The 22191-nt window shown below is 66.3% G+C and carries 24 protein-coding genes; 22 read left to right on the top strand and 2 right to left on the bottom strand.

Annotation, left to right across the window (positions count from 1 at the left end):
- The first annotated feature begins 167 nt into the window (after positions 1 to 167).
- From ACGLHS_RS09275 to ACGLHS_RS09170, 22 genes are all read left to right on the top strand, one after another.
- Positions 168 to 4046 carry a DUF3683 domain-containing protein gene (locus ACGLHS_RS09275; RefSeq protein ID WP_394478975.1) on the top strand — a complete coding sequence of 1293 codons (3879 nt, stop codon included), beginning with the start codon at positions 168 to 170 and terminating at the stop codon, positions 4044 to 4046.
- Positions 4043 to 4480, top strand: coding sequence for an HIT family protein (locus ACGLHS_RS09270; RefSeq protein WP_394478973.1), 438 nt, complete (start codon positions 4043 to 4045; stop codon positions 4478 to 4480). The genes ACGLHS_RS09275 and ACGLHS_RS09270 overlap by 4 nt, the downstream gene beginning before the upstream one ends.
- The gene (locus ACGLHS_RS09265; protein ID WP_093238064.1) at positions 4480 to 4893 is read left to right on the top strand and encodes a gamma-butyrobetaine hydroxylase-like domain-containing protein; all 414 of its coding nucleotides are present in this window, start codon (positions 4480 to 4482) and stop codon (positions 4891 to 4893) included. The genes ACGLHS_RS09270 and ACGLHS_RS09265 overlap by 1 nt, the downstream gene beginning before the upstream one ends.
- A 160-nt stretch (positions 4894 to 5053) precedes the next feature.
- On the top strand, positions 5054 to 5785 hold the full coding sequence (ubiE, locus tag ACGLHS_RS09260) for a bifunctional demethylmenaquinone methyltransferase/2-methoxy-6-polyprenyl-1,4-benzoquinol methylase UbiE (RefSeq protein WP_394478970.1): 732 nt from the start codon (positions 5054 to 5056) through the stop codon (positions 5783 to 5785).
- Between the two features lie 32 nt (positions 5786 to 5817).
- Positions 5818 to 6855, top strand: a complete 1038-nt coding sequence (locus ACGLHS_RS09255; protein WP_093238067.1) for a Tim44 domain-containing protein — start codon at positions 5818 to 5820, stop codon at positions 6853 to 6855.
- A gap of 58 nt (positions 6856 to 6913) precedes the next feature.
- Positions 6914 to 7471, top strand: a complete 558-nt coding sequence (locus ACGLHS_RS09250; RefSeq protein WP_394478967.1) for an SCP2 domain-containing protein — start codon at positions 6914 to 6916, stop codon at positions 7469 to 7471.
- Positions 7468 to 9033: a ubiquinone biosynthesis regulatory protein kinase UbiB gene (gene ubiB, locus ACGLHS_RS09245; protein ID WP_394478965.1), complete on the top strand. Its 1566-nt coding sequence runs from the start codon at positions 7468 to 7470 to the stop codon at positions 9031 to 9033. The genes ACGLHS_RS09250 and ubiB overlap by 4 nt, the downstream gene beginning before the upstream one ends.
- Before the next feature lie 47 nt (positions 9034 to 9080).
- Complete coding sequence (locus ACGLHS_RS09240) at positions 9081 to 10208, top strand: polyamine ABC transporter substrate-binding protein (protein ID WP_394478956.1); 1128 nt, start codon at positions 9081 to 9083, stop codon at positions 10206 to 10208.
- A gap of 19 nt (positions 10209 to 10227) precedes the next feature.
- Positions 10228 to 11328, top strand: a complete 1101-nt coding sequence (locus tag ACGLHS_RS09235; protein WP_394478954.1) for an ABC transporter ATP-binding protein — start codon at positions 10228 to 10230, stop codon at positions 11326 to 11328.
- A 14-nt stretch (positions 11329 to 11342) separates the two neighbouring features.
- Positions 11343 to 12296, top strand: coding sequence for an ABC transporter permease (locus ACGLHS_RS09230; protein ID WP_394478952.1), 954 nt, complete (start codon positions 11343 to 11345; stop codon positions 12294 to 12296).
- A complete protein-coding gene (locus ACGLHS_RS09225; protein WP_093238074.1) occupies positions 12293 to 13135 on the top strand; it encodes an ABC transporter permease in 843 nt (280 codons plus the stop codon). The genes ACGLHS_RS09230 and ACGLHS_RS09225 overlap by 4 nt, the downstream gene beginning before the upstream one ends.
- Positions 13136 to 13203: 68 nt before the next feature.
- On the top strand, positions 13204 to 13545 hold the full coding sequence (locus ACGLHS_RS09220; protein WP_394478949.1) for an FmdB family zinc ribbon protein: 342 nt from the start codon (positions 13204 to 13206) through the stop codon (positions 13543 to 13545).
- A gap of 9 nt (positions 13546 to 13554) precedes the next feature.
- Complete coding sequence (locus ACGLHS_RS09215; RefSeq protein ID WP_093238077.1) at positions 13555 to 14187, top strand: DUF502 domain-containing protein; 633 nt, start codon at positions 13555 to 13557, stop codon at positions 14185 to 14187.
- A gap of 37 nt (positions 14188 to 14224) precedes the next feature.
- The gene (gene aspS / locus ACGLHS_RS09210; RefSeq protein WP_093238078.1) at positions 14225 to 16033 is read left to right on the top strand and encodes an aspartate--tRNA ligase; all 1809 of its coding nucleotides are present in this window, start codon (positions 14225 to 14227) and stop codon (positions 16031 to 16033) included.
- A gap of 7 nt (positions 16034 to 16040) precedes the next feature.
- A complete protein-coding gene (gene nudB / locus ACGLHS_RS09205; protein WP_394478945.1) occupies positions 16041 to 16514 on the top strand; it encodes a dihydroneopterin triphosphate diphosphatase in 474 nt (157 codons plus the stop codon).
- Complete coding sequence (locus ACGLHS_RS09200; RefSeq protein WP_093238081.1) at positions 16511 to 17266, top strand: endonuclease/exonuclease/phosphatase family protein; 756 nt, start codon at positions 16511 to 16513, stop codon at positions 17264 to 17266. The genes nudB and ACGLHS_RS09200 overlap by 4 nt, the downstream gene beginning before the upstream one ends.
- A gap of 137 nt (positions 17267 to 17403) precedes the next feature.
- Positions 17404 to 18135, top strand: coding sequence for a GTP cyclohydrolase I (folE, locus tag ACGLHS_RS09195; RefSeq protein WP_093238083.1), 732 nt, complete (start codon positions 17404 to 17406; stop codon positions 18133 to 18135).
- 4 nt (positions 18136 to 18139) lie between these two features.
- The gene (locus ACGLHS_RS09190; protein ID WP_042579580.1) at positions 18140 to 18562 is read left to right on the top strand and encodes a BLUF domain-containing protein; all 423 of its coding nucleotides are present in this window, start codon (positions 18140 to 18142) and stop codon (positions 18560 to 18562) included.
- 16 nt (positions 18563 to 18578) lie between these two features.
- Positions 18579 to 19460, top strand: a complete 882-nt coding sequence (locus ACGLHS_RS09185; RefSeq protein WP_394478938.1) for an EamA family transporter — start codon at positions 18579 to 18581, stop codon at positions 19458 to 19460.
- A 4-nt stretch (positions 19461 to 19464) separates the two neighbouring features.
- A complete protein-coding gene (locus tag ACGLHS_RS09180; protein ID WP_394478936.1) occupies positions 19465 to 20301 on the top strand; it encodes a DUF429 domain-containing protein in 837 nt (278 codons plus the stop codon).
- A gap of 126 nt (positions 20302 to 20427) precedes the next feature.
- A complete protein-coding gene (locus ACGLHS_RS09175) occupies positions 20428 to 20625 on the top strand; it encodes a CsbD family protein (protein ID WP_394478934.1) in 198 nt (65 codons plus the stop codon).
- Positions 20626 to 20733: 108 nt separating this feature from the next.
- The gene (locus tag ACGLHS_RS09170; protein WP_394479881.1) at positions 20734 to 21225 is read left to right on the top strand and encodes a BON domain-containing protein; all 492 of its coding nucleotides are present in this window, start codon (positions 20734 to 20736) and stop codon (positions 21223 to 21225) included.
- Between the two features lie 84 nt (positions 21226 to 21309).
- Here ACGLHS_RS09170 and ACGLHS_RS09165 read toward each other — a convergent pair whose 3' ends face one another.
- Both ACGLHS_RS09165 and ACGLHS_RS09160 read right to left on the bottom strand, forming a co-directional pair.
- Positions 21310 to 21807: a hypothetical protein gene (locus ACGLHS_RS09165; protein ID WP_394478932.1), complete on the bottom strand. Its 498-nt coding sequence runs from the start codon at positions 21805 to 21807 to the stop codon at positions 21310 to 21312.
- On the bottom strand, positions 21794 to 22177 hold the full coding sequence (locus tag ACGLHS_RS09160) for a hypothetical protein (protein ID WP_394478930.1): 384 nt from the start codon (positions 22175 to 22177) through the stop codon (positions 21794 to 21796). The genes ACGLHS_RS09165 and ACGLHS_RS09160 overlap by 14 nt, the downstream gene beginning before the upstream one ends.
- Positions 22178 to 22191 lie beyond the last annotated feature (14 nt).

Genomic DNA, 22191 nt, shown 5'->3' with positions numbered 1-22191 from the left:
GTAAAGGCGCCGGCATCAAAGCCACGACACGCGCCCGGCATCCGCTCCGCGCGGTCGCCATAGCACAAGGGCAACCACAAGCCCACAGGCAAAGCCCCCAAGCCCTGCCCTAAAATCCACCCCCCCGGCTACATGGGCGCGCAGCGCCTGGCCAAGGGCCCCACCCGATGAATGCTCCGACCGCGTTGAACACGCTGTTGGCACAGGCCGCAGAGCCTGTCCGACTGCGCGAGATCCCGTACAACTACACCAGCTTCTCCGATCGAGAGATCGTGATTCGCCTGCTGGGCGAACGCGGCTGGGACCTGCTGCAGACACTGCGTGCCGAGCGCCGCACCGGCCGATCGGCGCGCATGCTCTACGAGGTGCTGGGCGACATCTGGGTCGTGCAGCGCAACCCCTATCTTGTCGACGACCTGCTCGACAACCCGCGCCGCCGGGGCCAACTGGTCGATGCGCTCAAGCATCGCCTGACCGAAGTCCAGAAGCGCCGCACCCCCGACAGCGACCTGCCGCGCGACCAGCTCGTGGGCGAGCTGACGCACCTCGTGGGCAACGCGGTGTCCACCTTCGACACCATGTTCCGCGACGTCGCCGCCCTGCGCCGCAAGGCCACGCGCGTGCTGCGCCGGCTCACGGCCAAGGACAACATCAAGTTCGACGGCCTCTCGCGCGTGTCTCATGTGACCGACGCGACCGACTGGCGCGTCGAGTACCCCTTCGTCGTGCTGTGCCCCGACACCGAGACCGAGATGGCGCTGCTGGTGAAGGGCTGCATCGAACTCGGCCTGACCATCATTCCGCGCGGCGGCGGCACCGGCTACACCGGCGGCGCGATTCCGCTCACCTGGAACAGTGTCGTCATCAACACCGAGAAGCTCGAGGCGATGACGGAGGTCGAGCACGTTCCGCTACCCGGCCTCGAGCAGCCCGTGCCGACCATCTGGACCGAAGCCGGCGTGGTCACGCAGCGCGTGGCCGATGCGGCCGAGCGCGCGGGCTTCGTGTTCGCGGTCGATCCGACCTCGGCTGAGGCCTCGTGCGTCGGCGGCAACGTGGCGATGAACGCCGGCGGCAAGAAGGCCGTGCTGTGGGGCACCGCGCTCGACAACCTCGCCTCGTGGCGCATGGTCACGCCGCAGGCCGAGTGGCTCGAAGTGACCCGCATCGGCCACAACCTCGGCAAGATCCACGACGCCGAGCGCGCCGTGTTCGAGCTGCAGTACTACGCGGCTGATGGCAAGACGAAGCTGCGCACCGAGCACCTCGACATCCCCGGCAAGACCTTCCGCAAGGAAGGCCTCGGCAAGGACGTGACCGACAAGTTCCTCTCGGGCCTGCCGGGCATCCAGAAAGAAGGCTGCGACGGCCTCATCACCAGCTGCCGCTGGGTCGTGCACCGCATGCCCGCCCACACGCGCACGGTGTGCCTCGAGTTCTTCGGCAACGCGAAGGACGCGGTGCCCAGCATCGTCGAGATCAAGGACTTCATGTTCGCCGAGCAGAAGCGTTCGGGCGTGCTGCTGGCTGGCCTCGAACACCTGGACGACCGCTATCTGAAGGCCGTGGGCTACGCCACCAAGTCGAAGAAGCACGGCGGCCTGCCGAAGATGGTGCTGTTCGGCGACATCGCGGGCGACGACGCCGATGCGGTGGCCCGTGTCACCTCGGAAGTGGTGCGTATCGCCAACTCGCGCAGCGGCGAGGGCTTCATCGCCATCAGCCCCGAGGCGCGCAAGAAATTCTGGCTCGACCGCAAGCGCACGGCGGCCATCAGCAAGCACACCAACGCCTTCAAGATCAATGAAGACGTGGTGATCCCGCTGCCGCGCATGGCCGAGTACAGCGACGGCATCGAGCGCATCAACATCGAGCTGTCGCTGCAGAACAAGCTCGCGCTGACCGACGAGCTCGAAACCTTCCTCACGCGCGGCAACCTGCCGCTGGGCAAGACCGACGACGCGCACGAGATCCCGGCGGCCGAGCTGCTCGAAGACCGCGTGGCACAGGCCGTGGCGCTGGTGCAGGAGACGCGCGCGCTGTGGGCCGGCTGGCTGCAGAACGTCGATGCGCTGTTCCCGCAGCTGCAGGACCACAGCCTGCGCGCCAGCTGGAAGGCGCAGTTGCGCCAGCCGCTGCAGGACATCTTTCCGGGTGCCGAGTTCGCGCCGATCCTGGCCGAGTGCACGGCCATCCACAAGCGCGTGCTCAAGGGCCGCGTGTGGGTCGCGCTGCACATGCACGCGGGCGACGGCAACGTGCACACCAACATTCCCGTGAACAGCGACAACTACGACATGCTGCAGACCGCGCATGCCGCGGTGGTGCGCATCATGGCGCTGGCGCGCAGCCTCGACGGCGTGATCTCGGGCGAGCATGGCATCGGCATCACCAAGCTCGAGTTCCTGAGCGATGAAGAACTGAAGCCCTTCACCGACTACAAGAAGCGGGTCGACCCCGAAGGCCGCTTCAACAAGGGCAAGCTGCTGCGTGCGCCCGCGGGCGAAGCCGTCGCGCTGCATGCCGACCTGACCAACGCCTACACGCCGAGCTTCGGCCTCATGGGGCACGAGTCGCTGATCATGCAGCAGAGCGACATCGGCGCCATTGCCGACAGCGTGAAGGACTGCCTGCGCTGCGGCAAGTGCAAGCCGGTGTGCGCCACGCACGTGCCGCGCGCCAACCTGCTGTACAGCCCGCGCAACAAGATCCTTGCGACCTCGCTGCTGGTGGAGGCCTTCCTCTACGAAGAGCAGACGCGGCGCGGCATCAGCATCAAGCACTGGGAAGAGTTCGAGGATGTGGCCGACCACTGCACCGTGTGCCACAAGTGCCTGACGCCGTGCCCGGTGAAGATCGACTTCGGCGACGTGTCGATGAACATGCGCAACCTGTTGCGCAAAATGGGGCAGAAGAGCTTCCGTCCCGGCAACGCGGCCGCGATGTTCTTCCTCAACGCGACCAACCCGCAGACCATCAAGACGGTGCGCGCGGGCATGGTGGGTGTCGGCTTCAAGGCGCAGCGCCTGGCCAACGACCTGCTGCGCGGCCTTGCGAAGAAGCAGACCGGCGCGCCGCCGGCCACGCTGGGGCCTGCGCCGATCAAGGAGCAGGTGATCCACTTCATCAACAAGAAGATGCCGGGCAACCTGCCGAAGAAGACGGCACGCGCGCTGCTCGACATCGAGGATGCCGACTACGTGCCGATCATCCGCAACCCGAAGTCGACCACGTCCGAAACCGAGGCGGTCTTCTACTTCCCGGGGTGCGGATCGGAGCGGCTGTTCTCGCAAGTGGGCTTGGCCACGCAGGCGATGCTCTGGCATGCGGGCGTGCAGACGGTGCTGCCGCCGGGGTATCTGTGCTGCGGCTATCCGCAGCGCGGCAGCGGCCAGTTCGACAAGGCCGAGAAGATGATCACGGACAACCGTGTGCTCTTCCACCGCGTCGCGAACACGCTCAACTACCTCGACATCAAGACCGTGGTGGTGAGCTGCGGCACCTGCTACGACCAGCTGCAGGGCTACCAGTTCGACAAGATCTTCCCGGGCTGCCGGATCATCGACATCCACGAGTACCTGCTCGAAAAGGGCATCACGCTGGCCGACGCGGGCGGTGGTGGCTACCTGTACCACGACCCCTGCCATTCGCCGATGAAGCAGCAGGACCCGATGAAGACGGTGAAGGCACTGGTCGGCGACAACGTGCTCAAGAACGACCGCTGCTGCGGCGAATCGGGCACGCTCGGTGTGTCGCGGCCGGACATCTCGACGCAGATCCGCTTCCGCAAGGAAGAAGAGTTGAAGAAGGGCGAGGCCGCATTGCGCGAGAGCGGCAACGTCGGCGCGACCGACAACGTGAAGATCCTCACCAGCTGCCCGAGCTGCCTGCAAGGCCTCTCGCGCTACGGCAACGACCTGAACAACGGCCTGCTCGAAGCCGACTACATCGTGGTCGAGATGGCCAACAAGATTCTCGGCAACGACTGGATGCCGCAATACGTGGCCGCTGCCAATCAGGGTGGCATCGAACGGGTGCTGGTATGAAGGTGCAGGGCTGCCCCTTGTGCGAAGGCGCGGGTGGCCGTGTCGTGTTCGAGGGCGCGAAGCTGCGCGTCATCCATGCGGAAGAGGCCGGGTTCCCGGCGTTCTATCGCGTGGTCTGGCGCTCGCATGCGGCGGAGTTTTCCGATCTCGAAGCGTCCGACCGCGTGCTGTGCATGGAGGCCGTGACGGTGGTCGAGCAATGCCTGCGCGAGCACCTGAAGCCCGCCAAGATCAACCTGGCCGCGCTCGGCAACATGGTGCCGCACCTGCACTGGCACGTGATCGCGCGCTTTGCGGACGACAGCCATTTCCCCGGCTCGATCTGGGCGCCGGTGCAGCGCGAAGTGAATGCGGCGCAGCAGGCGCAGGTGGCCGCGCGCCTGCCGGCCATCGAGGCTGCGATGATCGAGCGTCTGGTCACGAGGAGCTTCTGATGGCAGGTTTGAAACCGGGCGCACCGACGCCGCAATCGATCACCGTGCACGGCCAGTCGCGCGTGCTCGAAGTCGGTTTTTCCGATGGCGCGACCTTCCGCATTCCCTTCGAGCTGATGCGCATCTATTCGCCGTCCGCCGAAGTGCAGGGCCATGGCCCGGGGCAGGAGATCCTGCAGACCGGCAAGCGCGAAGTCGAGCTGGCCAACCTGGAGCCGGTCGGCAACTACGCGGTGCAGCCGACCTTCAGCGATGGGCACAACACCGGCATCTACTCGTGGGACCTGCTCTACGAACTCGGTGCGAAGCAGGCCGAGTTGTGGGCCGAATACGAGCGGCGCCTTGCCGCGGCGGGTGTCGATCGCGACACGCCGATGATCGACAAGAGCGGCCACGCCTGCAGCAGCCACTGAGGTCCGCCTTCGGGTCGCCGTGCTATTGAAAAGATAGCCCTACAGGCAGGAAGGGCGCGCGTTTCGGCACGCCCGTGTTTGAATAAAAAAGCAACAAATGTCCGCCGTGCGTGCGGGGTCGTCAGCTTGATGTGCGTGCTTCCGGCCTAACATCGGTTGCATGAGCACCACACACTTCGGCTTCGAGAAGGTCGACGAAAGCGAGAAGGCGAAACGCGTTCGCGGCGTCTTCGACTCGGTAGCCTCGCGCTACGACGTCATGAACGACCTGATGTCGGTCGGCCTGCATCGCGCCTGGAAGGCCTACACCGTGATGGTGGCGAACGTGGGCGAAGGCTCGCGCGTGCTCGACATCGCGGGCGGCACCGGCGACCTGGCCATGGCCTTCGCCAAGAAGGTCGGCGCCACCGGCGAGGTGGTTCACACCGACATCAACGAAGCCATGCTGCGCACCGGCCGCGACCGTCTGCTCGACGCCGGCGTGTCGCTGCCCACCATGGTCTGCGACGCCGAGAAGCTGCCCTTTCCCGACAACCACTTCGACGTGGTCACGGTGGCCTTCGGCCTGCGCAACATGACGCACAAGGACATCGCGCTCAAGGAAATGAACCGCGTGCTCAAGCCGCGCGGCAAGTTGCTGGTGCTCGAGTTCTCGAAGGTCGCGAAGCCGCTGGCCAAGGCCTACGACTGGTACTCCTTCAACGTGCTGCCGCGCCTTGGCAAGCTCGTGGCCGGTGACGATGCGAGCTACCGCTATCTCGCCGAATCGATCCGGATGCATCCCGCGCAAGAGGAGCTCAAGACCCTCATGAAAGAGGGCGGTTTCGGACATGTGGACTATCACAACATGACGGGTGGCGTGGCTGCCCTCCATGTTGGAATCAAGTGTTGATGAGGCGAATCTTTCGCTCAAGAGGAGACGACATGAAGAGTTTGGGTACTTTGTTTTTGGCGGCTGCAATGGTGCTGGGCAGTGTCCAGGCTGAAGCCGCTCGCATGGGCGGTGGCAAGTCCATGGGGCGCCAGTCGTCCAACGTGACGCAACGCCAGGCCACGCCGCCGGCAGCGCCCGGCGCACCCGCGCAACAGAACGCCACCAATGCCGCAGCAGCCAAGCCCGCAACGCCGGCCGCGGCTGCCGCACCGAAGCGCCCATGGGGTGCCATGCTCGGCGGCCTCGCCGCAGGCCTGGGCCTCGCATGGCTCGCGCATTCGCTCGGCCTCGGCGCCGGCTTCGGCAACATCCTGCTGATCGGCCTGCTCGTGTTGGCCGGTGTGGTGGTGTGGCGCATGATCAAGGCACGCTCGCAGCAAGCTTCGGGCGCCAATCGCCAGGGCGGCTTCGCGTTCCAGGGCGCAGGCGGCAGCCCGAGCAACGCCACCGCACCCGTGCAGTACAGCCCGGCCAACGTGGGCAACGACGCATCGGCCCGTCCGTGGGAACGCAATGCCACGGCCTTCGACAGCACGCCCGCAACGGATGCGGATCGTCATGGCAGCAGCCTCTCCGCGGCAGGCGCTGCGGCCGGTGGCAGCATGATCGGTTCGGCTCTGGCAGGCTCGCAAGCCTGGGGCACGCCCGCCGGCTTCGACGTGGAAGGCTTCCTCGGCGCCGCCAAGCGCAACTTCGTGACGCTGCAAGATGCATGGGACCGCGCCGATGTGTCGACGCTGCGTTCGATGATGACCGACAGCATGGTCGACGAGATCCGCACGCAACTGGCCGATCGCGCCAGCCACACGGGTGGTGCCTCGAACAAGACCGAAGTCGTGATGCTCGACGCCAAGCTGCTCGGCATCGAAGAGCTGCCCGATGCGTACATGGCCAGCGTGGAGTTCTCCGGCATGATCCGCGAAGACGCCTCGGCAGGCCCGGGTCCGTTCCGCGAAGTCTGGAACATGACCAAGCCGACCAGCGGCAACAGCGGCTGGCTGGTGGCCGGCGTGCAGGCTCTGCAGTAAACAAAAAGCTGAAGCGCGGCCGTCACAGGGCCGCGACAGTGACGGGATAATGGGGACCATGGCTACACCATCGTCCCCTTTTTCTTTTCTCGGCGACCTTTTCAATCGCATCGGCGAACGTCTCCAGCCTCCGGGCTGGGCGGTCCACGAGATCCAGCACCGCGCGGTCCTGTTCCTGAACCACGTGCTGCAGCAGGAGCCCGAGGCCCAGCAGCGGCTGCTGCGCCAGCAGGGGCGGGTGGTTCGCTTTCAGTGGCGCTTCGTGACGATGGAGCTGGTGGCCACGCCAGCCGGCCTGCTCGACCTGGCCCCTGAAGGTTCGGTCCCCGAACTCACCCTGACCGTGACCGACGAATCCCCCTTCGACCTGGCCCGCGCCACGCTGCGCGGCGACAAGCCTTCCGTGCAGATCGTCGGCGACGTGCAATTGGCCGCCGAGGTCAACTGGCTGGTCGATCACGTGCGCTGGGATGTCGAGGACGACCTTGCGCGCCTGATCGGCGATGTGCCCGCGCACACCATCGGCAACGGCGTGCGGCGCGTCGTGGGCGCGCTGCGGCAGTTTGTCGGCGACCGTACGGCGCGCGCCGGCGGTTCGGCGGGCAACGCCGAATGAGGCGCTTCTACCGCGGCCTGTTCATCGTCTGGGTCGCGCTGCGCTACGGCCTCGACGAGCTGGTGCTCTCGAGCTTCCAGAAGCCCTGGCTGCGCGTGGTCACGCGCGTCGTCTCGTTCGGGCGCAACCTCGATGCACCACGCGGCCAGCGGCTGCGCGAAGCCCTCGAACGGCTCGGCCCCATCTTCGTGAAGTTCGGCCAGGTGCTGTCGACCCGGCGCGACCTGCTGCCGCCCGACATCGCCGACGAGCTTGCCTTCCTGCAGGACCGCGTGCCGCCGTTCCCGTCGTCGGTGGCCATTGCGACCATCGAACGTGCATTCCGCCGTCCGGTGGGCGACGTCTTCGTGCAGTTCGACGAAACCCCGATTGCCAGCGCATCGATTGCGCAGGTGCACTTCGCCACCATCCGCACCAACCAGGGCGAGTTGCGCGACGTCGCGGTCAAGGTGCTGCGGCCCAACATGCGCGGCGTGATCGAGAAAGACCTGGCACTGATGGCCATGATGGCCGGCTGGCTCGAGAACCTGTCGGCCGACGGCAAGCGCCTGAAGCCGCGCGAGGTGGTCGGCGAGTTCGACAAGTACCTGCACGACGAACTCGACCTCGTGCGCGAGGCGGCCAACGCGGCGCAACTGCGCCGAAACATGGCGTCGCTCGACCTGGTGCTCATTCCCGAGATGTTCTGGGACTTCTGCCACCCCGAAGTCATCGTGATGGAGCGCATGAACGGCGTGCCCATCGCGCAGATGGACCGCCTGCGTGCCGCCGGCGTCGACATTCCCAAGCTGGCGCGCGACGGCGTCACGATCTTCTTCACGCAGGTGTTCCGCGACGGCTTCTTCCACGCCGACATGCACCCCGGCAACATCCAGGTGAGCCTGGAGCCCGAGACCTTCGGGCGCTACATCTCGCTGGACTTCGGCATCATCGGCACGCTGACCGAGTCGGACAAGGAGTACCTCGCGCAGAACTTCGTGGCCTTCTTCCGGCGCGACTACAAGCGCGTGGCAGAGCTGCACCTCGAAAGCGGCTGGGTGCCCGTGGGCACGCGCATCGACGAGCTGGAGGCCGCGATCCGCACCGTCTGCGAGCCGTACTTCGACCGGCCGCTGAAGGAAATTTCGCTCGGCATGGTGCTGATGCGCCTCTTCCAGACCTCGCGCCGTTTCCACGTCGAGATCCAGCCGCAGCTGGTGTTGCTGCAGAAGACCCTGCTCAACATCGAGGGCCTGGGCCGCAACATCGACCCCGAGCTCGATCTCTGGGCCACGGCCAAGCCCTTCCTCGAGAAGTGGATGGTCGACCAGATCGGTCCCAAGAAGCTGTTCCAGCAGCTCAAGGCCGAGGCGCCGCGCTACGCCAAGCTGCTGCCGCAATTGCCGCGCCTGTTGCACGATTTCCTTGAAAATCGCCCCGCGGACAACCGCCGCGAATTGCTCGAACTGCTGGCCGAGCAAAAACGCACCAACCGGCTGCTGCAGGCCATCGTCTACGGTGGCATAGGTTTTGTATTGGGGTTGCTCGCCATGCAGTTGCTGGTGCGCGTGCGCCTCTTCTGACTGCCAGCCAACCCCTTGCGCCCCATTTTTTCCGGAGGATAAGTCCCATGAAATCGATGTCGCTGCGTCCCGGCCGGGTTCTCGGTGCGCTTGCCGTTGCCGCCGCCGTGCTGGGCACGACCGCTGTCCGTGCCGAGGAAGAGAAGGTCCTCAACATCTACAACTGGGGCGACTACATCGCCGCCGACACCGTCGCGAACTTCGAGAAAGAAACGGGCATCAAGGTCCGCTACGACCTGTTCGACAGCAACGAGGCGCTGCACGCCAAGCTGGTCGCGGGCATGAGCGGCTACGACATCGTCGTGCCCGGCTCGCACTTCGCCAAGATGCAGATCCAGGCCGGCCTGCTGCAGAAGCTGGACAAGTCGAAGATCCCGAACCTCGCCAACCTCGATCCGGCGATCCAGGCCCAGTTGGCCAAGATGGACCCGGGCAACGACTACATCGTCGACTGGCTCTGGGGCTACACCACGGTGGGCATCAACGCCGACAAGGTCAAGGCCGCGCTGGGCAGCATGCCCATGCCCGACAACGCCTGGGACCTGGTCTTCAAGCCCGAGTACGCCTCCAAGCTCAAGGGCTGCGGCATCTCTTTCCTCGATACGGCTTCCGAGATCCTGCCGATCGCGCTGAAGTACATCGGCAAGGACCCGCGCAGCAAGGACCCGGCCGACTACAAGGCCGCGGGCGACATGCTCAAGGCCGTGCGGCCCAGCGTGACGCGCTTTTCCGGCTCGGGCTCCGACTACATCGACCAGATGGCCAAGGGCCAGCTCTGCGCGGTGATCGGCTGGTCGGGCGACATCATGATTGCCAAGGACAAGTCGGCCAAGGCGAAGAATCCGCAGAACCTCGAGGCACTGGTGCCCAAGAGCGGCGGCCTTCTGTTCTTCGACACCATGGCCATTCCCAAGGATGCCAAGCACCCGGAGAACGCCTACAAGTGGATCAACTACATCCTGCGGCCCGAGGTGCATGCATCGCTCACCAACAAGGTGTTCTATGCCAACCCCAACAAGGCGGCGATGAAGTTCGTCAACCCGGCGCTGGCCAAGGACAAGGCGGTGTTCCCGCCCGAGGCCGCGCTCGCCGGAATGATTTCGCCGGACACGCCCGACCAGGCCACGCTGCGGCTGATCACGCGCACCTTCACCAACTTCAAGGCCAATCGCTGACCGCACCGACAGAGTCGCTATGAGTGTTCCCAACGAGGCAGGCGCCTTCCTGCGCATCGAGGCCGTCACCAAGGATTTCGGTGACTTTCGCGCCGTCAACGAAGTCAGCCTGGACGTGGCGCGCGGCGAGATCTTCGCCTTGCTCGGTTCGTCGGGCTGCGGCAAGAGCACCTTGCTGCGCATGCTGGCGGGCTTCGAGCTGCCTTCGTCGGGGCGCGTGGTGCTCGACGGCAACGACCTCGCGGGCCTGCCGCCGTACAAGCGGCCGGTGAACATGATGTTCCAGTCGTACGCGCTGTTTCCGCATCTCACGGTCTGGGACAACATCGCCTTCGGCCTGCGCCGCGACAAGCTGCCCAAGGCCGAGATCGCCGCCCGCGTCGACGAGATGCTGCGCCTGGTGCAGCTCACCACTTTCGCCAAGCGCAAGCCGCACCAGCTCTCGGGCGGGCAGCAGCAGCGCGTGGCGCTGGCGCGCAGCCTGGCCAAGCGACCCAAGCTGCTGCTGCTCGACGAGCCGCTGGGTGCGCTCGACAAGAAGCTGCGCGAAGCCACGCAGATCGAGCTGGTCAACATCATCCGGCAGGTCGGCGTGACCTGCGTGATGGTCACGCACGACCAGGAAGAGGCCATGACCATGGCCTCGCGCATCGCGGTCATGAGCGAAGGCCGCTTCCTGCAGGTCGGTGCGCCGGCCGACGTGTACGAAACCCCGGCCACGCGCTTCGTTGCCGACTTCATCGGCAACGTCAACCTCATGGAGGGCAGCGTGGTGGCGGACGAGGCAGACCACGTCGACATCCAGTGCGCTGACGTGCTGCACCGCGTCGGCCATGGGATCACCGGCTACGAAGGGCAGACCGTCACGGTGGCGGTGCGGCCCGAGAAGATCCACCTGAGTCCCGATGAACCCGAGGGCACGCACAACAAGGTGCGGGGCACCGTCGAGGCCTCGTCCTATTTCGGCCTCTACACCGTCTACCACCTGCGGCTGGCAAGCGGTGGCGTGCTGAAGGTCAACGTCGAGAACGAGACCCGCCACCGCGACGGCTTGCCCGAGCAGGGCGATGCCGTCTGGGCCCATTGGCTGCCGACCTCGCAGGTCGTGCTGACGCAGTGAGCAAGGGGGCGCCCGTGGCTTCCGCCACCGCCGGCCAGAACCGGCCCCGTCGCCTGCAGGGCCGGCAGCTCGTGATCGGCGTGCCCTACCTGTGGCTGCTGGTCTTCTTCCTGCTGCCTTTCCTGATCGTCCTGCGCATCAGCTTCTCGGAGATGGACGGCGCGAAGATCAGCGACCTGATCGGCTGGGCCGACCAGCAGCTGACGCTCACGCTGAAGCTGCAGAACTACATCACGCTGTTCCAGGACGACCTGTACTTCGCGACCTACGGCTACTCGCTGATCTACGCGGCGGTCACGACGCTGATCTGCCTGTGCATCGGCTACCCGTTTGCCTACTTCATGGCCCGCGCCAGGGCGAGCCTGCAACCGCTGCTGCTGATGGGCGTGATGCTGCCGTTCTGGACCAGCTTCCTGCTGCGCGTCTACGCCTGGAAGGGCTTGCTCGATGCGCAGACCGGCTGGGTCGGGCAGGCGCTGGCGTACCTGCATGTCGACCGGGTGCTGCTGCCGCTGGGCCTCATTCCCTCGGCCGGGCAGTTCATGTACAGCCCGTTCTCGCTGGTGCTGGGCATGGTCTACACCTACCTGCCGTTCATGGTGTTGCCGCTGTACGCCACGCTTTCCAAGATGGACCTGCGGCTGCTCGAGGCGGCGCAGGATCTCGGCGCGACGGCCTGGCAGGCCTTCTGGCGCGTCACCGTGCCGCTGTCGCGCAGCGGCATCGTCGCGGGCGCCATGCTGGTCTTCATTCCCTGCGTGGGCGAGTACGTCATTCCCGAACTGCTGGGCGGCCCGCAGACGCTGATGATCGGCCGCGTGCTGTGGGACGAGTTCTTCTCCAACAACGACTGGCCGATGGCCTCCAGCGTGGCCGTGGTGATGGTGCTGCTCATCATCGTGCCGCTGGCGCTGCTCAACAGCAGCCAGGCAAAAGCCAAGGCCAGGTCGAAAGGGGAGGCCGCATGATCGCCACGCCTGCCGCCCGCTGGACCAGCCGGATCTGGCTGTTGCTGGGCTTTGCGTTCCTTTACCTGCCGATCGTCGCGCTGATCGTCTTCAGCTTCACCGATTCGCCGGTGCCCAACGTCTGGGCCGGTTTCAGCCTGCGCTGGTACCACAAGCTGGTCGGCGACGACGAGATCCGCGAGGGCCTGTTCGTGTCGCTGCGCATCGCGGCGGGCACCGCCACAGGCGCCGTCCTGCTGGGAACCCTGGCCGCCTTCGCGCTGGAGCGCTTTCCCCGGTTCCGGGGGCGCACGGCCTTTGCAGGCATGGTCAACGCGCCATTGGTGATGCCCGAAGTCATCGTCGGGCTGTCGCTGCTGCTGATGCTGGTGTCGGCCCAGCGCGTGTTCGGCTTCCCGGAGCGAGGGCTCACAACCATCTGGCTCGGGCACATGCTGGTCGGCATGGCCTATGCCACGGTGGTGATCGGCGCCCGCCTGCGCGACCTCAACCCGCAGTACGAAGAGGCGGCGCAAGACCTGGGCGCCCGTCCGCTGCAGGTGTTCTTTTTGGTGACGCTGCCGATGATCGCGGAGTCTTTGCTGGCGGCCTGGCTGCTGAGCTTCACGCTTTCGCTCGACGACGTGGTGATGTCGGCCTTCCTGTCGGGGCCCGGTTCGACCACCCTGCCGCTCGTCATCTTCTCGCGCGCCCGGCTGGGGCTCGACCCGACGGTCAATGCCCTGGCCACGGTGGTGATCGTGCTGGCGGCGATCTTCGTGGTGGCCTCCAGCTACCTGATCGCCGCGCGGGAGCGGCGCCGGTACAGGGAGGGGCAGGCGGCTCTGGGCGCAGGCTAGGGCCTCTCGCGCCTATAATCGAGGGCTTTGCGAGCGGCAGCTGCGCCGCTTTTTTGATCCCAATCTCCATGCCCATCTACGCCTACAAGTGCAGCGCCTGCGGCTTTGCCAAAGACGCCTTGCAAAAGATGTCCGATGCGCCCCTGACGGTGTGTCCGGCGTGTGGCGCGAGCGCGTTCGAAAAACAGGTCACGGCCGCCGGCTTCCAGCTCAAGGGCTCGGGCTGGTACGTGACCGACTTCCGTGAAGGCGGCGGCAAGAAGGCCGAGACCGCCACGGCACCCGTTGCGAGCGACGGCGCCAAGTCCGCCGAGTCTTCCTCTTCTTCTTCCGCCGCCGCGCCGAGCCCCGCTCCGGCGCCCGCGGCACCGGCTCCCGCGCCGGCCGCTGCCGCCAAGAGCGGCGACTGATCGACCGCCATGCTCGCCCTGCGCAAATGGTTGCTGTCCGGCTTGCTGGTCATCGTGCCGCTGGTCATCACGCTCGGCGTGCTGAACTGGATCATCGGTACGCTCGACCAGACGCTGTGGCTGCTGCCCGAGCAGTGGCAGGTCTGGCTCAGCGACCACCGGGTGCGCGGCCTGGGCGTGCTGCTCACGCTGGCCATCCTGCTGGTGGTGGGCGCCACCGCCAGCAATTTCGTCGGCAAGCGCCTGCTCGGCTGGGGCGATGCGGTGGTGCGGCGCATTCCCGTCGTGCGCTCGATCTACTCCAGCGTCAAGCAGGTGTCGGACACGCTGTTCTCCGAGAACGGCAATGCCTTCCGCACCGCGGTGCTGATCCAATGGCCACGCGAAAACGTCTGGACCATCGCCTTCGTGACCGGCGCGCCCGGCAATGAAGTCGCGGAACACCTCGGTGGCGAAGAGTTCCTCAGTGTCTACGTGCCGACCACGCCCAATCCCACGGGCGGCTACTTCGTGATGCTCAAGCGCAGCGACTGCATCGAACTGAAGATGAGCGTGGACGAAGCGCTCAAGTACATCGTCTCGATGGGGGTGGTCGTTCCGGGCGGCCCCACCACGGTGGCAACCAAGCCATCCAACTCATAAAAACGAACGCGCCCGAACGGCGCCGGAATTGATCCCTATGGCCATGCGTACTCACTATTGCGGTCTTGTGACCGAAGCCCTGTTGGGCCAGACCGTTACCCTCTGCGGCTGGGTCAACCGTCGCCGCGACCACGGCGGCGTGATCTTCATCGACGTGCGTGACCGCGAAGGTTATGTGCAGGTGGTGTGCGACCCCGATCGCGCCTCCACCTTCGGCGTGGCCGAAAACCTGCGCAACGAGTTCTGCGTGCAGATCACGGGCCTGGTGCGCGCGCGCCCCGAAGGCACGACCAACGACAGCCTCAAGAGCGGCAAGATCGAAGTGCTGTGCCACGAACTGAAGGTGCTGAACCCCTCGGTCACACCCCCGTTCCTACTGGACGACGACAACCTGTCGGAAACCACCCGCCTCACGCACCGCGTGCTCGATCTGCGCCGCCCGGCCATGCAGCGCAACATGATGCTGCGCTACAAGGTGACGATGGAGACGCGCAAGTTCCTCGATGCCAATGGTTTCATCGACATCGAGACGCCGATGCTGGGCAAGTCCACGCCCGAAGGCGCGCGCGACTACCTCGTGCCCAGCCGCGTGCACGACGGCAGCTTCTTCGCGCTGCCGCAGTCGCCCCAGCTCTTCAAGCAGCTGCTGATGGTGGCCGGCTACGACCGCTACTACCAGATCGTGAAGTGCTTCCGCGACGAAGACTTGCGCGCCGACCGCCAGCCTGAATTCACGCAGATCGACATCGAGACCTCGTTCCTCGCCGAAGAAGAAATCCGCGAGATGTTCGAAGGCATGATCCGCAACGTCTTCCGTAACGCCGCGGGCATCGACCTACCGGTGTTCCCGACGATGACGTACGGCGACGCCATGTTCAAGTACGGCTCCGACAAGCCCGACCTGCGCGTGAAGCTTGAATTCACCGAACTGACCGAGCTGATGAAGCGCGTCGAGTTCAAGGTGTTCTCGAACGCCGCCACCATGGTCGGCGGCCGCGTCGTGGCGCTGCGCGTGCCTGGCGGCGGTGCCGAAGGCGGCCTGTCGCGCGGCGAAATCGACGCTTATCAAGAGTTCGTCAAGATCTACGGTGCCAAGGGCCTGGCCTACATCAAGGTCAACGACGCCGCTGCCGGCCGCGAAGGCCTGCAAAGCCCGATCGTCAAGAACCTGGACGACAACACGTTGGCCGAGATCATCGCCCGCACGGGTGCCCGCAACGGCGACATCCTGTTCTTCGGCGCCGACAAGGAAAAGATCGTCAACGACGCCATCGGCGCGCTGCGCATCAAGATCGGCCACAGCCCCTTCGGCAAGAAGAGCGGCCTGTTCGACGACCGCTGGGCGCCGCTGTGGGTGGTCGACTTCCCGATGTTCGAGTTCGACGAGGAAGGCCAGCGCTGGAGCGCCGTGCACCACCCGTTCACCGCACCGAAGGACGGCCATGAAGACCTCATGGACACCGCGCCCGAGAAGTGCATCGCCAAGGCCTACGACATGGTGCTCAACGGCATCGAGATGGGTGGCGGCTCGGTGCGTATCCACCGCGAGGAAGTGCAGAGCAAGGTGTTCCGCGCGCTGAAGATCAGCGCCGAAGACGCACAGCTCAAGTTCGGCTTTTTGCTGGACGCGCTGCAGTACGGTGCACCGCCGCACGGCGGCATCGCCATCGGCCTGGACCGCCTCGTCATGCTCATGACCGGCGCCGAGTCGATCCGCGACGTGATCGCCTTCCCCAAGACCCAGCGCGCGCAAGACCTGCTGACGCAGGCGCCGAGCCCGGTCGACGAGAAGCAGCTGCGCGAACTGCACATCAAGCTGCGCAACACGCCTCAAGCTGCCGCCTGATGCCGTCATGACGACAGGCGCCCGGCCCTGGAAGATCCCGGAGTCGGTGCTTGTCGTAATCCACACGCCGGCGCTCGACGTGCTGCTGATCCGGCGCGCCGACGCCGCCGGGTTCTGGCAGTCGGTCACCGGCAGCAGGGACACCGCCGACGAACCCTTCGCGCTCACGGCGGCGCGCGAGGTGGCTGAAGAAACCGGCATCCAGTGCGGCGAGGGCAGTGCGCTCGCGTCGCAACTGGTCGACTGGCAGCTGAGCAACATCTACGAGATCTACCCGCGCTGGCGTGTCCGCTACGCGCCGGGCGTCACGCACAACACCGAGCACCTGTTCGGCCTGTGCGTGCCTGAACGGCTCGAGCCCACGCTCGATCCGCGCGAGCACACCGACTGGCAGTGGCTGCCGTACCGCGAAGCGGCCGACGCCTGCTTTTCCCCGTCGAACGCCGAAGCCATTCTGTTGCTGCCAGAATTTGCGCGATGAACCAGCCGGCAGCACACAACCTCCGGGTCGCGACCTACAACATCCACAAGGGTGTGCAAGGCATCGGGCCCGCGCGGCGGCTCGAAATCCATAACCTCGGCCACGCCATCGAGCAGCTCGACGCCGACATCGTCTGCCTGCAGGAAGTGCGCAAGATGAACCGCCAGGCCGCCGCCCGTTTCGCGCGCTGGCCCGAGTTGCCGCAGGCCGATTTCCTGGCGCCCGAGGGCTACACCGCCGTCTACGAGACCAATGCCGTCACCCGCCACGGGGAGCATGGCAATGCGCTGCTCACGCGCTGGCCGGTGATCCGCACGAGCCACCAGGACATTTCAGACCATCGTTTCGAGCAGCGCGGGCTGCTGCATGCGGTGATCGAGGTCGAGGGGCTGCCGGTGCATGCCATCGTGGTGCACCTGGGCCTCATCAAGGGCAGCCGCGTGCGGCAGATCGCCCGCCTGCGCGAGTTCATCGACCGTGAGGTGCCGCCCGACGAGGCCGTGGTGGTGGCGGGCGATTTCAACGACTGGGGCGCGCGCATGCGCTACGCCATGAACGCCATGGGCCTGCGCGACACCAGCGACCTGCGCGGCCCGCGCACGCTCACCTACCCCTCGCGCCTGCCGGTGGCGCAGCTCGACTTCGTCTACGGGCGCAAGCTGGAGCCGCTGGCCTGTGCGGTGCCGCGCGGCCCGATCTGGGCCCGCATGTCTGACCACCTGCCGCTGGTGGCGGATTTCTCCCTGGTCTAAGCTCGCCCCCAGGCTTCGCGCACTGCGTGTCGCTTCTCCAACCCCCTACCGGGGGCAACACCTGCGGCCCGGCGAAGCCGGTTCCGCGGTGTTCCCTTGGGCGGACGGGCAAAAAAGATCACTGATACGATGCGCGGATGCTGAGGAAAACCGACGTCGAACCGCTCCCCGATCGAAAAAACGATGACGAGGGCACGCCCGTCTCCGTGAAGATCCGCGAGCGCCTGAATGCGGCGCACAAGCGCTTCAATGCCAACGACAACATCGCCGAGTTCATCGAGCCCGGCGAGCTGGAGGCGCTGCTCGACGAGGTCGAGGTCAAGATGAAGGGCGTGCTCGACAGCCTCGTCATCGACGTCGAGAACGACCACAACACCGGCAACACCGCCCGCCGCGTCGCCAAGATGTACCTGAACGAGGTGTTTCGCGGCCGCTACGTGGCACCGCCCTCGCTTACTGAATTCCCCAATGCCGAGCACCTGAACGAGCTGATGATCGTCGGCCCGATCACCGTGCGCAGCGCCTGCTCGCACCACTTCTGCCCGATCATCGGCAAGCTCTGGATCGGCGTGATGCCCAACGAGCACACCAACGTGATCGGCCTGTCGAAGTACGCGCGCCTGGCCGAATGGGTGATGGGCCGTCCGCAGATCCAGGAAGAGGCCGTGGTGCAGCTGGCCGACCTGATCCAGGAAAAGACCCAGCCCGACGGCCTTGCGCTCGTCATGGAAGCCGAGCATTTCTGCATGGCCTGGCGGGGCGTGAAGGAAATGGACAGCAAGATGATCAACTCCGTCATGCGCGGCGTGTTCCTCAAAGACCCGAGCCTGCGTCGCGAATTCCTGTCTCTCCTGCCAAGAAAGAGCTAAAGCCATGCTGGTCCGACTTCTCTACGCCAGCCGCGCCGTCGACACCAGCCCCGCGGCCATCGAGGCGATCCTCACGAAATCGCGCACGCACAACCCGGCCTGCGGCATCACCGGCATCCTCTGCTACGGTGCCGGCACCTTCCTGCAGGCCATCGAAGGCGGGCGCGACGCCATCAGCGATCTCTACGGCCACATCCAGCGCGATGCGCGCCATAAAGACGTGGTGCTGCTGCACTACGAAGAAATCTCCGAGCGCCGTTTTGGCGGCTGGACGATGGGGCAGGTCAACCTCTCGAAGCTCAACGCCTCGACGTTGCTGAAGTATTCCGAGAAGCCTGAGCTGGACCCCTACAAGGTCTCCGGCAAGGTTTCGCTGGCGCTGCTCGAAGAGCTGATGGCCACCGCCGCGATCGTCGGCCGCCACTAGTCCTGTTTTCGTCGGGGTGCCGCTTTCCGCCTTTGCGCTGATCCTGCTTGCCGGGGTCATTCATGCCAGCTGGAACATCGCCGCCAAGAAGGCGAATGGCGATGCACGCTTCGCGTTCCAGAGCGGCGTGTTCATGGCTGTCGTGTGGGCGCCGGTGGGCATCGCGCTGGGCTGGAGCGTCGTGCCGACCTGGGGCCTGAAAGAGTGGGGCTTCATCACGCTGAGCGGCGTGCTGCACGTCTTCTACTACGTGGTCCTGCTGCGCGGCTACCGCAAGTCCGACCTCACCGTGGTCTACCCGCTGGCACGGGGTTCGGGGCCGCTACTGTCGTCGCTGGTCGCGATCCTGTTCCTGGGCGAGAAGATCAGCCTCGTCGGGGTGGCAGGCATCTTTGGCGTGGTGCTCGGCGTGTTCCTTGTGGCCGGTGGCCCGCGCCTGTTTCACAAGAACCATGACCCGGCCCAGCGCGAGCGGGTGCAGAAGGGCATTCGCTATGGCGTGCTGACCGGTGCCTTCATCGCGGCCTACACGGTGGCAGACAGCTACGCGGTGAAGTTCCTGGCGATGTCGCCGATCCTGCTCGACTACATGGGCAACTTCGTGCGGCTCGTGCTGCTGTTGCCTGCGGCGTTGCAAGACCGCGCGACCACCGCGCGCATGTGGCGCGAGCAATGGAAGTACGCGCTGCTGGTGGCGGCGATCAGCCCCGTGTCTTATGTGCTTGTGCTCTATGCGGTGCAACAGGCGCCGATCTCGCACGTGGCGCCGGCGCGCGAGGTGTCGATGCTGTTCGCCGCGCTGATCGGCGGCCATCTGCTGCGCGAGGGCGACCGGCTGCTGCGCCTGTTGGGTGCGCTGTTCATCGCCGCGGGCGTGGTGGCGCTCGCGCTGGGCTGAGGCCATGCTTTTCGGGTGCGACTTTTCGAGCGCGCCCACGGCGCGCAAGCCCATCGTGGTGGCGACCGGCGATCTGGCCGACCCGCACCGTGTCGTGCTGACGGGCCTCCAGCGTTTTGCAACGCTCGACGCATGGGGCGAATGGCTGCGGGCCACGCCCGATTGGGTCGGTGGCTTCGACTTTCCGTTCGGCCTGCCGCGCGAGCTGGTCGAGTACCTGCGCTGGCCTACGACGTGGCATGCGCTGATCACCCACTACGCCAGCCTGAGTCGCGCCGAGATTCGCGACACCTTCGCCGCGTTCTGCGCTGCGCGCCCGGTCGGCGGCAAGTTTGCGCACCGTGCGACCGACCTGCCCGCCGGCTCCAGTCCGTCGATGAAGTGGGTCAACCCGCCGGTGGCCTACATGCTCCATGCCGGCGTGCCGCGCCTGCTGGCGGCCGGTGCGCGCATTCCGGGCCTGCACGATGACGGTCGTCGCGGCCATCACGCTCGTCGCCGCGTGGCTCTGGAAGCCTATCCGGGCCTGCTGGCGCGCGAATTGATCGGGCGGCGCAGCTACAAGAGCGACGACTTTGCCAGGCAGACGCCGGAGCGCCTCGTGGCACGCAGCGATCTGCTGGCGGCCCTCGAGGCCGGCACCACCCGTCTCGGCCTGCGGCTCGGCGTTACCGCAAGCCAGCGCGCCGAGCTGCTGGCCGACGCGCGAGGCGACGACATCGATGCCGTGCTGTGCCTCGTGCAGGCCGCCTGGGGCTTCCAGCGCGCCGAAAGCCCCGGGCCCGGTCATGGTCTGCCCGCCGGCTTCGATCCGCTTGAAGGATGGATCGTCACGGCTTGAGCCTTCTTGTCCTACACCGCTTCGGGCTTCCGGCGGCATTCGCGGCAACCGGCCTGCACCTAGATTGAAAGCAGTGGGTCATACCGGCCCACGTGTTTTACCCCCCCCAAGCAGGAAGGAATCGAGATGAACAAGGACCAAGTGGCAGGCCGCGTCGAAGAGGCCAAGGGCAAGCTGAAGGAAGTCGCCGGCAAGGTCGTCGGCAATGAAAAGCTCGAAGGCGAGGGCCTGGCGGACCAGGCGGCCGGCAAGGTGCAGAAGACCTACGGCGACGTCAAGGAAAAGGCCAAGGACGCGATCAAGTCGGGCGCCGACAAGCTCTGACCTCTGACCGAACGGGGTCGCGCGCCCGGTGCGCGCGGCCTCTTTTCCATTTCCCGTATTTCGTGAGCGACGGAGGACCCTGTGAACAAATCAAACCCCTACATCGCCATGCCGCATTCGCGCGCATGGCTCGCCGTGCTCGTGGCCGGCGCCGCGCTGACGCTGGCTGCCTGCGACAAGTCGGACAACCGCACCGCCGGTGAAAAGCTCGACAGCGCGGTCGCCAAGACCGAGCAGGCCGCCGACACCGCCGCCGCCAAGACGGAGCAGGCGCTCAAGGACGCCAAGGCCAAGGCCGATACCTCCGGCGTCACCGCCGATGTGAAGGAAGGCATGGCCAACGCAAAGGAAGCCGCCAGGAACGCGGGCGCGGCCGTGAGCGCCACGGTCGACGATGCCGCCATCACCGCCTCCGTGACCGCGGGCCTGGCAAAGGACCCGGACCTGAGCGCACTCAAGATCGACGTCGACACCAAGGGCGGCGCCGTGAGCCTGAAGGGCCCCGCACCATCGGCCGCCGCCAAGGCGCGCGCCGAAGAGATCGCCAAGGGCGTGCAGGGCGTGACCTCGGTGGACAACCAGCTCGATGTGAAGAGCTGATCGCCCCGTCCTCGCTGTAGACAGCAAAAAGCCCGGTCATCGACCGGGCTTTTTGCTGGGCGTCTCGACGGATCGGGGGCGCCGTCAGGGCGGGTCTTTGCGTGGCGGGTTGGCGGTCTTCTGCATCAACGTGTTGACGACATCGGCCACGTCGGATGTTTTCAGCACCGCAGCCAGCACCGCCGTGACGGACAGCAGCCGCCATGGCCTGGTGAGCACCAGCACCGCCCCGGTGGCCGCCGCGACCGCCATCAGCTTGACCGGCTCCGTGCGCGCGTAGTGCTCGAGCAGGGGGCGGGCCAATTGGCCCGCCGCGTGCGCGGGGTGGCGGCGCCACCAGCGCTGGACCACGCCGCGCGCGACCGAGCTCCAGACGTTGCTGCCACGGCGCTGCGCAGGCGCTTCGTCGTAGGCCGCTGCTGCCGGGCTGTCGTCGTGGTGCGCATATTCCAGATCGTCGTCGGCCTCGCGCACCGGGCGGTAGGCCTCGTCTTCGCCGCCATTCAATTGCCGCACCAGCGCACGGCGCGAAATGGCCAGGCGCTGCTGCGGGGGCAGGGGAGAACGCTCAGTACCGGCCATGGTGGGCTCCGGCGTTGCGAAGGGCCTGCAGGTCGGCGTCGAGCTGCGCGCGCAGGTCTTCGAAATCGTGGCCCGGGTTGGGGCGCGTCGCGTACCAGGTGCAGGCGGCCGCGATCAGCACGGCGACGCCCGGCACGATGACCAGCACCCAGTGAAAGCTGCCATGCAGCACGCCGAGCAGCACCGCCACGCCGATCAGCCCGAGCGCCAGCATGGCGCTCGCCGCTGCCAGCACGCCCGCGACAAGGCGGGCGGCAAGGCCGCGCCCCGCCTGGGCGGTTTCCTGCTTGACGAGGGCGGCGTAGTTGGCGACGTGTTCAGCGACGAGTTCCGGATGCCCGAGCACCGTGGAGAAGATCGGATGAAGCATGGTGCGGGGGAACG

It is taken from the genome of Variovorax sp. VaC1 (genome assembly GCF_043658315.1).
Classification (GTDB): Bacteria; Pseudomonadota; Gammaproteobacteria; order Burkholderiales; family Burkholderiaceae_C; genus Variovorax.
The sequence above is the reverse complement of the archived record's forward strand: the minus strand, read 5'-3'. Positions and strand labels throughout refer to the sequence as shown.